This is a genomic window from Roseateles sp. P5_B10, assembly GCF_056400485.1.
The window spans coordinates 1-11,553 of record NZ_JBFULE010000112.1; the positions used below are offsets into that span (position 1 = coordinate 1).

Sequence of the window (11,553 nt, forward strand, 5' to 3'; positions counted from 1 at the left end):
CGTCAAGGTGGTCAAGGAAGAGGCGCTGATCCTCAACCTCGAAGAGATGCCCGACCTCGGCATCCGGCGCAGCCTCAAGCCCCAGTTCCTGCCGCGAGCCTCGCTCGACTACCTCAGCCCCCGGGCGCGCATCGCCTACTTCTTCGACGCCGCGAGTACGGGACCAGGGGAGTTGGCCGCGTGAACGCCGGCCGCGAGGCGAACTCAGCCTTGCCCCGCGTCTCGGAGGCGCCGTCCGTGATCGGTGCGCTGCTGGAAGGCCTGCCCGAGCCGGCCTGGCTGGTGGATGGTGAAAGTCTGACCGTCAACGCCGTCAACCGCGCCGCGTTGCGCCTGCTCGGTCTCAAGCCCGAACGGGCGCTGGGCCAGCCGCCGGCCCTGTTGTGCGGCTCGCTGGAGGACGAGGCCTTCTGGCAGGGTGCCGCCCGCGATCCTTTCGCCCGAATCCGCTCCGACACGGTGCTGACTCACAGCGACGGCCAGCCGCGCTGGGTCAGCCGCAGCATCAGTCCCGTCCACACGCCCGACGGCGGCCGCTACTGGCTGGTGCTGCTGCACGACCAGACCCGGCGCCGGCGCGCCGAGGCCGAGCGCGAGACCCTGCTGGCCGAACTGCGCGCGACGCTGGAGTCCACCGCCGACGGGATCCTCGTCGTCGACCTGGGCGGCCGCGTGCGCAGTTTCAACCGCCGCTTTGCCAAGCTCTGGGGCCTGCCCGGCGGGCTGCTGCATGAGCCCGGCGACGCCGGCCTGTGGCTGAGCCTGCAGCGTGTCATGCGCGACGGCGAGCAGTACCGCCTGCGCATCGAGTCACTGCTGGACGCGCCGCTGATGCGCTCCAGCGACATGCTGCGCCTGGCCGATGGCCGCGTGCTGGAGCAGGTCTCGCTGCCGCAGATGAGTCGCGGCGAGCCCATCGGCCGGGTCTTTTCATTCCGCGACCTGAGTGAGAAGCTGGCTGCGCACCAACGCATCGAGGAGCTTGGCCGTTCCGATGTGCTGACCGGCGCGCCCAACCGCCGCGCGCTGGCCGACCGCATCGTGCAGCAGATGGCCGCCGTCGAGACTGGCCAACCGGCGCCCGCTGAATCTCCCACTTTTGCGCTGCTGCATCTCGACCTGGACCGTTTCAAGCAGATCAACGACACCCTGGGCCACAGCTATGGCGACCGCGTGCTGCGCGAGGTCGTCGAGCGCCTGCGCGGCGCCGTCGGCGCCAATGACACCTTGGCCCGACTGGGCGGCGATGAATTCGCGCTGCTGATCGACGGCGCCCAGATGTTCGAGGCCGAGGCCGCCGCCCGCCATGTGCAGCAACTGCTGGCCCAGCCCTTCAGCTTCGACACGTTGAGCTTCACCGTCACGGCCAGTTGCGGCATCGCCTTGCACCCCGGCGACGGCAGTTCGCCCGACGAGCTGATGGCCAGCGCCGAACGCGCCATGCACTGGGTCAAGGAAAGCGGCCGCGCGGGCTTCCGCTTCCACGTGCCGCGCAAGGAAGTCGACCTGCTGTCGCGCATGCGCCTGGACCACGACATGCGCCAGGCCCTGGCCGAGGGGCGCTTTCGGCTCCACTATCAACCCCAGGTCGAGCTGGGCAGCGACCGCGTCATCGGTGCCGAGGCGCTGATCCGCTGGCGAGACCCCCAGCGTGGCGACATTTCGCCCGCCGAATTCATCCCCCTGGCCGAGGAGAGTGGCTTTGTTGTCGCCATCGGCGAGTGGGTGCTGCGCGAGGCCGTCGGCCAGGCCGCCTACTGGTTGGGCCGCGGCCTGCGCATGCCGGTCGCCGTCAACGTGTCGGCCCTGCAGTTCCAGCAGGCCCATTTCGTCGAGACGGTGGCTGCAGTCCTGCGCGAGGCCACGCTGCCGGCCAGCCTGCTCGAACTGGAATTGACCGAGGGCGTGCTGCTGGGCGATGCCGAGGAGGCTCTCAAGCGCATGCGCGCGCTGGCGGCCCTGGGCGTCACGCTGTCCATCGACGACTTCGGCACCGGCTACTCCTCCCTGGGCTATCTCAAGCGCTTCCCCATCCAACGCCTGAAGATCGACCGCAGCTTTGTGCAGGGCCTGCCCAGCGACGCCAGCGATGTCGGCATCGCCAACGCCATCGTGCAGATGGGCCGGGCCCTGGGCCTGCAAGTCATCGCCGAAGGTGTCGAGACTGAGGCCCAGCGCGACTTCCTGGCCCAGGCCGGGTGCCACGAGTTCCAGGGCTATCTGTTTGCCAGGCCGCTGCCGCCCGACGAATTCGAGCAGCGCGTGCGCCCGCGCCGCCATGTCGTCGACTCGCCGGTGTCCGGCTGGCTGGGGTTGGCCAGCGCCTGAGACGGCACCCCTCGCCCAGTCCCGCCCTGCTGAACGCCGGCGTGTCTGGTCGGTCCCCCGGGGGGACGKCGATGCTTGCGGCATCGAGCCGCAAGCATCGCCCAAGGCGGGCCGGCTTGGGAGCGGCCCGGCGCTCGGCCCGCGCAAGTACACGCGCACAATGCCGCCATGCTCTACCGCTTCAAATCCAAGGCTGGCGCCGACGTCATCATGATGGCCGATTCGGCCGATGCCGTGCTGCGCCTGATGGGGCGCGAACCCGCCCAACAAGGCATCCTCGAAGTGGCTGCACTGCCGGGCCTGATCCAGGCGCTGGAAGCCGGCGTGGCGGCCGATGAGGCGCAATTCCAGCGCAGCGTCGACGAAGCCAAGGCCGCCGGCGAGGCCGTGCCGCGCCGCCAGGGCGTGTCCCTGCGCCAGCGCGCCTGGCCGCTGCACGAGTTGATGCAGCGCAGCATGAAGGAAAAGGCCGACGTCGTCTGGGGTGTCTAGTTGTGATGGAAGAAGTCACTCGACTGATCCTGATCCGCCACGGTGAGACTGCCTGGAACCGCGCCACGCGAATCCAGGGGCATACCGACATCCCCTTGAGCCCGCTGGGTCTGGCCCAGGCTCAGCGCCTGGCCGAGGCCATGGCCGACGAGCCGTTGGCGGCCATCTATTCCAGTGATCTCAGCCGTGCCCGCCAGACCGCCGAGGCCGTGGCCGGCGTCCAAGGCCTGGCCATCCACTTCGACGCCGCTCTGCGCGAGCGCGCCTTCGGCCGGTTCGAGGGGTTGAGCTGGGAAGAGATTGATAGGGGTTATCCCGAGGATGCCGCCCGATGGCGGCGTCGTGAGCCCGATTTCGCCGTCGGCGGCGGCGAGAGCCTGACCGTCTTTAGCGCGCGCTGCGTCGCTGCGGCCCGCCGCGCCGCCGCGGCCCACCCGGGGCAGAGCATTGCGCTCGTCGCCCATGGCGGCGTGCTGGACTGCCTCTACAGGGCTGCGACCCGGTCCGCCCTGGACGCGCCGCGCAGCTGGCAGCTGGGCAATGCCACCATCAACCGATTGCTGGCAACAGCCGAAGGATTCACGCTGATCGGCTGGAACGACGACCGCCACTTGGCCGGGCTGAGCGCCGACGACATCGCGGCTTGATGCAGGCAGGGCGGGCTTTTCAAGGTCCCTAGGCCCACTGTTGCATCCACGCGTCGCTGCGGTCGGGCGCGGTAAAAGCCGCTCCTATACTGGCCGCCACTGGTCCTTCAAGGCAGGGCCCATGGCCCCGCCCAACCTCTCTACAAAGGCAAAACGATGAAGAAGATTGCACTCGTCGCCGCTCTGGCCGCTACCGCCGCCGCGCCGGCTTTCGCACAAAGCGTGACCCTGTGGGGCCGCCTCAACACCTCCGTGGAAAGCCAGAAGATCGGCTCGCAAGACCGCAAGGTCGCTGTGCAAAACAACTCGTCGCGCCTGGGCCTCAAGGGCAGCGAAGACCTCGGCGGCGGCCTGAAGGCTTCCTTCTCGCTGGAGCATGGTTTTGAATCGGATACCGGTGCTGCCAGCGCCGGCACGACCTTCTGGAGCCGCGCTTCGTGGGTCCAACTGGAAGGTGGCTTCGGCGGTATCCGCCTCGGCCGGTGGTTCCCGGGCTCCTACTTCGCCACGGCCGACTACGTGTCCATGCACAACCATGACACGGGCACCTCGACGGACGCGCTCTACGCGACGCACTTCGTGCGCAACAACAAGGTGTCTTACTTCACCCCGACAGCGGGCGGCTTCTCCGCCGAACTTTCGGCAGCCGCCGGTGAAAACGCGACCCCCCGCGCTTTCGACGTCGCAGTGAACTACGACATGGGCCCCGCCCACGCCGGTTTCGGCTATGAGAAGCACGGCGACTTCACCCAACTCGCCATTCGCGGCCTGTATGAGTTTGGCCCGGTGGTCATTGGTGGCTACGTCCAGCGCGCCGAGAACACCTTCGGCGCTGCCGGCAAGAAGAACTGGAACACCTTCCGCGTGTCCGGCATGTACGTCATGGGCCAGTCCGAGTTCCACCTGAACTTCGGCAAGGCTGACAACGTGCTGGTCGACGACGGCGCCAAGCAGCTGACGGTTGGCTACAACTACAACCTGAGCAAGCGCACCAAGGTCTACGGCTTCTGGACCAAGATTGACAACCAGTCCAAGGGTGCCTACGAGCCGAACGCTTCCATCGCGGTGGCCGGCTTCCCCCGCGTGGCTGGCGGTTCCATCGTTGGCGGCACGGATTTCAGCTCGCTGGCTGTTGGCGTCCGCCACAACTTCTGATCCTTCGGGACCGGAACGAAGAAAGCGCCCCTCGGGGCGCTTTTTTATTGGCGCCTTGCGGCGCCGTTTTCATTCCCCGAACAGATCGGGTGCCGTCTTGCCGCCCGGTGGCGTCAGGCCCAGATGCCGGTAGGCCGCCAGTGTCGCGATGCGGCCGCGGGGCGTGCGCTGCAGAAAGCCCTGCTGGATCAGATAGGGCTCGATAACGTCCTCGATGGTGCCGGCTTCCTCGCCGATGGCGGCGGCGACGTTCTCCAAACCGACCGGACCGCCATCGAAGCGGTGCACGATGGCCTCCAGCAGCTTGCGGTCCATCAGGTCGAAGCCCTGTGGATCGACGTCCAGCATGGCCAGCGCCTTGTCGGCGATGCCGGCAACGATGCGGCCGTCAGCCTTGACCTCGGCGTAGTCGCGCACGCGGCGCAGAAGGCGGTTGGCGATGCGCGGTGTGCCACGCGAGCGGCGGGCGATCTCGAGCGCACCGTCGGCGTCGATGGGCGCGCCCAGCAAGCTGGCGGACCGCGTCACGATGCGCTGCAACTCGGCCGGCGTGTAGAACTCCAGCCGCGCGACGATGCCGAAACGGTCGCGCAGCGGGTTGGTCAGCATGCCGGCGCGCGTCGTTGCACCCACGAGCGTGAACGGCTGCAGGTCCAGCTTGATCGAGCGCGCCGCGGGGCCCTCGCCGATCATGATGTCGATCTGGTAGTCCTCCAGCGCCGGGTAGAGGATTTCCTCGACGACGGGGCTCAGGCGGTGGATCTCGTCGATGAAGAGGACGTCGTTCTTCTCGAGGTTGGTCAGTATGGCGGCCAGGTCCTTGGGCTTCTCCAGCACCGGGCCGGAGGTCTGGCGCAGGTTGACGCCCAGCTCGGCCGCGATGATGTGGGACAGCGTCGTCTTGCCCAGGCCCGGCGGGCCGAACAGCAGCACATGGTCCAGCGCCTCGCGGCGCTTGCGGGCTGCGCCGATGAAGATCTCCAACTGCTCGCGGGCCTTGACCTGGCCGACGTAGTCATCGAGATGCTTGGGCCGCAGTGCACGCTCCATCGCCTCCTCGCGGCTGGACTCGGGCGCGGCGCTGACGACGCGGGGCGCAGGAGCGAAGTCATCGGTCTGGATGCTCATGTCAGCTTCTTCAACGCCAGCTTGATGCCGTCGCTGACGCCGACATCAGGGGGCAGCACCTTCAGCGCGGCGGCGGCGTCTTTCTCGCTGTAGCCCAGCGCGACCAGTGCTTGCAGGATGTCGGCCTGCGTGTCGTTGGTGACGGCGGCGGGCAGAGCCAGGTCGGCGCCGAGCTTGCCCTTCAGCTCCAGCAGCAGCCGCTCGGCCGTCTTCTTGCCAATGCCCGGCACCTTGGTCAGCCGACCCGCATCCTGGCGCGACACGGCCTGGGCGAGTTCTGAAACCGACAGGCCCGACAACAAGCCCAGGGCCATCTTCGGCCCGACGCCACTGATCTTGATGAGCTGGCGGAAGGTGGCGCGCTCTTCGTGGGTGAGGAAGCCGAACAGCTGGTGCGCGTCCTCGCGCACGGTCAGGTGGGTCAGCAGCACGGCCCGCTCGCCCAGGCCGCCGAGGTTGAAGAAGGTGCTCATGGGCACGTCCACCTCGTAGCCCACGCCCGCCACGTCGATGACGACCTGCGGGGGCGATTTCTCGGCGATGACGCCTGTCAGTCTTCCAATCATCGGCCCATTATCTGGGCCGAAGGGCGATCAGTTCCTGCCGAACAACCCGAGCCGTTGAGCTTCCAGCGCCGCCTCGGCACGCGAACTCACGTTGAGCTTGCGGTAGATCTGCTTCACATAGTCGGCAATGGTGTGGCGGCTCAGGCCCAGCTGCACGCCGATCTCCGGCAGCGTGTAGCCCTTGGCCACGCGCAGCAGCACCTCGGTCTCGCGGTCGGTCAGCGACACCTCGTGCAGCAACGCCTGCGAACTGGGCTTTTTCTGAGCCGCGAAGTAGGCGATGACCTTGCGCGCGATGGRCGGCGACAGCGGCGGCTCGCCGCCGCTCATGCGCTGCAGCTGCTCCACCAGCAGCTCGCGGGACTGTTCCTTCAACAGATAGCCGAAGGCACCGGCCTGCAAGGCAGGGAMGAGATGCTCGTCGTCGTCGTGGATGGTGACGATGACCGACTGCACTTCGGGCTGCTTCTCGCGCAGCGCCGCGATGACCTCGACGCCCGAACCGTCGGGCAGGCCCAGGTCCAGCAGGGCCAGCGTGAAGCGCTGGCCATTGACCAGGGCCAGCGCGTCCTGCACCCGCGAGCACTCGGTGATCTGGGCGTTGGCGAACACCTGCTTGACCAACGCCTTGAGCCAGGCGCGGATCTCCGGGATGTCTTCGAGCAGCAGGATGTGGTTCATGGGAGCCTCGGATTCAGAGCGCTGTTCAGAGCGGGATGGTCAGACGGATCACAGTACCCCAGCCAGGGCCGGATTCAACCAGGCACTGGCCATGCATCTGCTTGGCGCGTGATTTCATGCTCGCCATGCCGTGGCCTCTGTCCAACCTTCCGTCCAGTTCGGACGGAATGCCCTGGCCGTTGTCCTGGATGGTCAAGATGAAATCGCCGTCCTGTACCGCGCTGGAAATCGTCGCATGGGTGGCGCCGCTGTGTTTGATGATGTTGGACACCGACTCGCGCAGGATGCGCGTCGTCTGCACGTAGGAGCGGGCCTGGAAGGTGTGCTCGATGTCCTCGGCCGGCGACTTCCATTCGGCCAGGATATTGGCCTGGCCCAGGCGTGAAACGACCTCCGCGCGCCAGTCACCCAGGGCGTCGATGAGATGCACCGGCTTGCCGGTCAGGCCGCGCACCGACAGGCGCATCTCCTCCAGTGCCTCGCGCGCCAGCGTGGAGATACGGTCGGACTCGCTGGTGTGCACGATGGTCAGCAGCTTGGCGCCAAGATCGTCGTGCAGATCGGCGGCGATGCGCTTGCGTTCGCGCTCGGTGACCTGCTCGAGCTTTTGCTCGGCGAGCTGGGCGTGGCTGCGCTCGACCTCGGCGATGCGCTCGGACATGCGCTGCTCGATGGCTGCGATGCGCTTCTCGGCGTCCAGTCGCGCGTGGGCGACGCTGTTCACCAGTTGCAGTCCCAGGCCCAGCATCAGCACCGGCAGCATCAGGTTCAGCCAGGGCGCGGCGGATGACCACAGCGGTTCACTGGCAGCGGCCAGCAACCGCTCGGCGACCAGGGCAGCCATGGTCGGCAGCAGCAGGGCGGCCATCAGCACGAACTCCCGCGACAGGGCCTCGTCGGCGCTCGTCTTCAGGCGCTCGCGGCGCAGCCACAGCGCCCAACCCATGGCGGCCACCAGCTCCAGGCTCAACACCGCCTGCCAGACCGAGCCGAGGATGCCGACCTGGCCACCCGCGAGCAGCAGGCTGGCCGGCACAACGAGGCATTGGATCAACAGCGCATGGTCGATCCAGCTGCGTTTCCAGTTCATCTGCCGCAGCAGGTATTGAACGCCGCACAGCACGAGCAGGGTCAGCAGCAGCGGCCGCAAGCCCGCGGCGCTGGGGGCGGCGGCGGCGCGCAGCACGACCCAGCTCAGCATCATGCCGATGAGAAAACTCGCCGGCCGTTCGCGGTGGTGCAGGCTGGAGACGAGGCCGATGACGGTCGCCATCAGGGCCAGCATGGCAGCAAGCCAGCCGCGCAAGGTGGCCGTCCAGTCCGGCCCGGCGAAGCCTTGAGCCTGCGCTACGGCCGGGCAGAGTAGGGCGGCTGAAAGCAGCAAAAAAAGAGGCAGGCGCCGAGCCCTGGAGGCCCTCGGCGCAATCGGTGACGTCATGGAGCGGCATTGTGCGTGAGCGCCTGTTCTGCGCAGGCCGGGAATGCACCAGCGGCCAGCCTCTTTGCACGGAGCCGGCGACAATCCCCGTCCACTTCCTTTCAGCCCCATCGTGATCCTGCGCTTCACCCTTGAACCGGTCGACAACACGCGCCTGGCCCGCGTCTGTGGCAGCCTGGACACCCATCTGCGTGAGATCGAGGCGGCCATCGGCGTGAAGATCTCGCGCCGCGACGCCGAGTTCCGCGTCGACGGGCCCAAGACAGCTGCCGAGCGCGCCAGGACCCTGCTCGAAGGACTTTACGAGCGCGCCAGGCGGCCGCTGTCAGCCGAAACGCTGCAATTGGCCCTCGTCGAGGCCAAGGCGCCAGATCCTGTTTCGGCCGCCAGCCCGGGCGACGGCGATGCGCTGGTGCTGCGTACCCGCCGCGCCGACCTGTCGGCCCGCACACCGCGCCAGCACCAGTACCTGCAGCAGATCCTGTCGCACGACATCACTTTCGGCCTCGGCCCGGCGGGCACCGGCAAGACCTTCCTGGCCGTGGCGTGTGCGGTGGACGCGTTGGAGCGCTCGACGGTGCAGCGCATCATCCTGACCCGGCCCGCCGTCGAGGCCGGGGAGCGCCTGGGCTTCTTGCCCGGCGACCTGACGCAAAAGGTCGACCCCTATCTGCGCCCCCTGTACGACGCCCTCTATGACCTGCTGGGCTTCGACCGGGTGACCAAGGCCTTCGAGAAGGGGCAGCTGGAGGTCGCGCCGCTGGCCTTCATGCGCGGCCGCACCTTGAACCACGCCTTCGTCATCCTCGACGAGGCGCAGAACACGACGCCCGAGCAGATGAAGATGTTCCTGACCCGCATCGGCTTTGGCAGCCGCTGCGTCGTCACCGGCGACACCAGCCAGATCGATCTGCCGCGGGGAACGCAATCCGGCCTCATCGACGCCGAGCATGTGCTGGCCCGGGTCAAGGGCATTGCGATGACACGCTTCACAAGCGCCGACGTCGTTCGCCACCCGCTGGTGGCGCGCATCGTCGAGGCCTACGAAGCGCGCGCCAAGCGCGAAGCACGCGACCTATGAAACCAGAGCTGAGCCTGTCCCTGCAATTTGCCGACCCGCGCCACCGCGCGCTGCTGCCGCGCCACAAGGTGCAGCGATTCATCCGCGCGGCGCTGGAGCTGCCGGGCGAGATCGCCGTGCGCATCGTCGACGCCGAGGAAGGGCAGGCACTGAACCGCGAGTACCGTGGCAAGGACTACGCCACCAATGTGCTGACCTTCGACTACGCTCACGAGCCCGTCGTCGGCGCCGACCTGGTCATCTGCGCCGAGGTCGTCGAACGTGAGGCGGCCGAGATGGGCGTCCCGCTGCTCGACCACTACGCCCACATGCTCGTGCACGGCACCCTGCATGCCCAGGGCTATGACCACGAGGCCGACGACGAGGCCGAGGCGATGGAAGCGCGCGAGGCGGAAATCCTGACCGGCCTGGGCTTCTCCGACCCCTACCGACGCGGCTGAGGCTGCAACCCCTTCTAGGGGTATTTCGCTGTGGAAACCGGTGGCGGTGGCGAGTATTTTTGTACTTCGCCTGTCATCGGAGGCTCCCATGCTGAAGTCGATCCGCGCCCTTGCGACCGCCGCCGCGCTGATTTGCGCAGGAAGCGCGGGCGCCGTGTCGATTGCCGGCGTCGACATCCCGCTGGGCCAGATCTTCGCGGTCACCCAGACCTACCAGAACGTGCCACTGGCCGTCGGCGACACGCTGAGCGGCTACGGCAAGATCGATTCCATCAACTCTGCGGCGGTCTCCGGCCTGTGCTCGGGCTGCGAGCTGACGTACGTCTTCGGCGGCTACGCGGTCTCGTCGATCAGCGCCAGCGAAGTGCGCTTCAGCGGTGGCTGGCTCAAGGTCTATGCCGGCTTTGGCGCCAACAACGACTTCACGACCGGCAACGCCGGGGGTTCGGCGGGTGACCTGGCCGAAGCGTCCAATGGCACGCTCTTCCTGTCCCTCATGGGCCATGCCGTCGACGCCGCAGGCAACACCTTTATCGCCACCGGCCTGGGCATCGGCACGGCCAGCCCGACCGGCTTCAGCACGGGCCTGCTGGATGTGGACACGGCGGCCGGCGGCGCGGCCAACGCCTACTTCAACAGCAATGGCGTGGCGGCCCTGTTCGGTGGCGGTGCGGCCGATGCGCAGCTCGGTTCTTCCTTCTCCGCCCTGGCGCCGCTGTATCCGTCCGAGTGCCCCGGCGGTTCGGCCTGCCTGCGCGGAAGTTCCAGCGTTCTTGCAACGGTGGCAGCCGTGCCCGAGCCCGAGACGGCCGCATTGCTGCTCGGCGGCCTGGGCGTCATCCTGACGGTGGCGCGCCGCCGCCTGCGCTGAGGTCGACCTACCGGCTGCTGCTCAGGTAGCGCTTGCGCCTGAACAGGAACCACAGCCCCAGCGCTACGGCCAGCATCAGCAGGGCGGCATCCCAGAAGCCGTTGGCGTTCTTGATCAACGGCATCCATTCGAAATTCATGCCGAAGATGCCGGTGATCAGGTTCAGCGGCAGGAAGATGGCTGTCAGTACCGTCAGCGTGCGCATGATGCTGTTGGTGCGATGCCCCAGGGCGCTGAAGTGCATCTGCACGGCCGACTCGGCCGAGGACTCCAGCCGGCGCACATGGGTCAGCACCCGCTCCACATGCTCCAGCACGTCGCGTGAGCGCACCCGCAGCAGCTCACGCTCGCGCGTCACCTGCGGGTCGCCGTCGACCGGCCATTCGTCCAGCGCGTCTATCCACTCCTGGATGGCTGCGCGCTGGTCTTCGCAGGTGTCCTCCAGCCGGTGCAGGGCATCGCGGCTCTCCAGCAGCAGCGGCCAGTCATCGAACTCGCTGCTCTGGTCCAGCAGCACGCGCTRCAGCGTGCCGAGCTGGCGGGTCAGCAGGCGCCGCAGCTCCAGATAGCTGTCCACCATGTGGTTGACCATGCGCAGCATCAGGTCGGCCGGGCTGGCTGGCAGGCGGGCGCCGCCGCGTGCGTCGCGCTTCTCGCGGCCTTCGGTCAGGCGGTCCAGTTTCTGGGCGAAGAACTCGCGCACCTGGCAGTCGGTGGGGTGCACAG

At 67.8% G+C, this 11,553-nt stretch carries 12 protein-coding genes and 1 pseudogene; 8 read left to right on the forward strand and 5 right to left on the reverse strand.

Annotated features, from left to right (window positions below):
* The 5 genes and pseudogenes from AC1DU6_RS10075 to AC1DU6_RS10095 form a co-directional block, all read left to right on the forward strand.
* Nucleotides 1-184 (forward strand): annotated as a pseudogene (locus tag AC1DU6_RS10075) (phosphohydrolase); the annotation flags it as partial.
* A gap of 26 nt (nucleotides 185-210) precedes the next feature.
* Entirely contained in the window at nucleotides 211-2,328 is a 2,118-nt protein-coding gene (locus AC1DU6_RS10080) for a putative bifunctional diguanylate cyclase/phosphodiesterase (RefSeq protein ID WP_082532505.1), read from the forward strand.
* Between the two features lie 168 nt (nucleotides 2,329-2,496).
* Nucleotides 2,497-2,820, forward strand: coding sequence for a DUF1840 domain-containing protein (locus tag AC1DU6_RS10085; protein ID WP_056194372.1), 324 nt, complete (start codon nucleotides 2,497-2,499; stop codon nucleotides 2,818-2,820).
* Nucleotides 2,821-2,825: 5 nt separating this feature from the next.
* A complete protein-coding gene (locus tag AC1DU6_RS10090; protein ID WP_056194488.1) occupies nucleotides 2,826-3,467 on the forward strand; it encodes a histidine phosphatase family protein in 642 nt (213 codons plus the stop codon).
* Nucleotides 3,468-3,623: 156 nt separating this feature from the next.
* Nucleotides 3,624-4,622, forward strand: a complete 999-nt coding sequence (locus AC1DU6_RS10095) for a porin (RefSeq protein ID WP_477856993.1) — start codon at nucleotides 3,624-3,626, stop codon at nucleotides 4,620-4,622.
* A gap of 69 nt (nucleotides 4,623-4,691) precedes the next feature.
* Here the strand turns inward: AC1DU6_RS10095 and ruvB are convergent, their stop codons facing one another.
* From ruvB to AC1DU6_RS10115, 4 genes are read right to left on the reverse strand one after another with little or no spacing between them, the layout of a single operon-like run.
* Nucleotides 4,692-5,750, reverse strand: coding sequence for a Holliday junction branch migration DNA helicase RuvB (gene ruvB / locus AC1DU6_RS10100; protein WP_477856995.1), 1,059 nt, complete (start codon nucleotides 5,748-5,750; stop codon nucleotides 4,692-4,694).
* The gene (ruvA, locus tag AC1DU6_RS10105) at nucleotides 5,747-6,316 is read right to left on the reverse strand and encodes a Holliday junction branch migration protein RuvA (RefSeq protein WP_056194363.1); all 570 of its coding nucleotides are present in this window, start codon (nucleotides 6,314-6,316) and stop codon (nucleotides 5,747-5,749) included. Before ruvA ends, ruvB begins: the two co-directional genes overlap by 4 nt.
* 27 nt (nucleotides 6,317-6,343) lie before the next feature.
* Nucleotides 6,344-6,997, reverse strand: a complete 654-nt coding sequence (locus AC1DU6_RS10110) for a response regulator (RefSeq protein WP_477856997.1) — start codon at nucleotides 6,995-6,997, stop codon at nucleotides 6,344-6,346.
* 25 nt (nucleotides 6,998-7,022) lie between these two features.
* The gene (locus AC1DU6_RS10115; protein ID WP_477856998.1) at nucleotides 7,023-8,282 is read right to left on the reverse strand and encodes a sensor histidine kinase; all 1,260 of its coding nucleotides are present in this window, start codon (nucleotides 8,280-8,282) and stop codon (nucleotides 7,023-7,025) included.
* Nucleotides 8,283-8,547: 265 nt separating this feature from the next.
* Between AC1DU6_RS10115 and AC1DU6_RS10120 the strand changes: the two genes are divergently transcribed.
* The 3 genes from AC1DU6_RS10120 (at nucleotide 8,548) to AC1DU6_RS10130 (ending at nucleotide 10,827) form a co-directional block, all read left to right on the forward strand.
* Nucleotides 8,548-9,516, forward strand: a complete 969-nt coding sequence (locus tag AC1DU6_RS10120; RefSeq protein ID WP_056194356.1) for a PhoH family protein — start codon at nucleotides 8,548-8,550, stop codon at nucleotides 9,514-9,516.
* Nucleotides 9,513-9,956 (forward strand): rRNA maturation RNase YbeY, encoded by a 444-nt coding sequence (ybeY, locus tag AC1DU6_RS10125; RefSeq protein ID WP_457325632.1) that lies wholly within the window; start codon nucleotides 9,513-9,515, stop codon nucleotides 9,954-9,956. Before AC1DU6_RS10120 ends, ybeY begins: the two co-directional genes overlap by 4 nt.
* An 88-nt stretch (nucleotides 9,957-10,044) precedes the next feature.
* Nucleotides 10,045-10,827, forward strand: coding sequence for a PEP-CTERM sorting domain-containing protein (locus AC1DU6_RS10130; protein ID WP_056194351.1), 783 nt, complete (start codon nucleotides 10,045-10,047; stop codon nucleotides 10,825-10,827).
* 7 nt (nucleotides 10,828-10,834) lie between these two features.
* On the opposite strand, the gene AC1DU6_RS10135 is transcribed toward AC1DU6_RS10130, so the two are convergent.
* Nucleotides 10,835-11,553 (reverse strand): CorA family divalent cation transporter (locus tag AC1DU6_RS10135; RefSeq protein WP_477857002.1); only part of this gene is annotated, 719 nt, incomplete at its 5' end.

Bases quoted from the DNA above. Each gene is read 5' to 3' on its own strand.
- AC1DU6_RS10085 (WP_056194372.1), top strand. From the start codon at position 2,497: ATGCTCTACCGCTTCAAATCCAAGGCTGGCGCCGACGTCATCATGATG.
- AC1DU6_RS10090 (WP_056194488.1), top strand. From the start codon at position 2,826: ATGGAAGAAGTCACTCGACTGATCCTGATCCGCCACGGTGAGACTGCC.
- AC1DU6_RS10095 (WP_477856993.1), top strand. From the start codon at position 3,624: ATGAAGAAGATTGCACTCGTCGCCGCTCTGGCCGCTACCGCCGCCGCG.
- ruvB (WP_477856995.1), bottom strand. From the start codon at position 5,750: ATGAGCATCCAGACCGATGACTTCGCTCCTGCGCCCCGCGTCGTCAGC.
- ruvA (WP_056194363.1), bottom strand. From the start codon at position 6,316: ATGATTGGAAGACTGACAGGCGTCATCGCCGAGAAATCGCCCCCGCAG.
- AC1DU6_RS10115 (WP_477856998.1), bottom strand. From the start codon at position 8,282: ATGCTGGCCCTGATGGCGACCGTCATCGGCCTCGTCTCCAGCCTGCAC.
- ybeY (WP_457325632.1), top strand. From the start codon at position 9,513: ATGAAACCAGAGCTGAGCCTGTCCCTGCAATTTGCCGACCCGCGCCAC.
- AC1DU6_RS10130 (WP_056194351.1), top strand. From the start codon at position 10,045: ATGCTGAAGTCGATCCGCGCCCTTGCGACCGCCGCCGCGCTGATTTGC.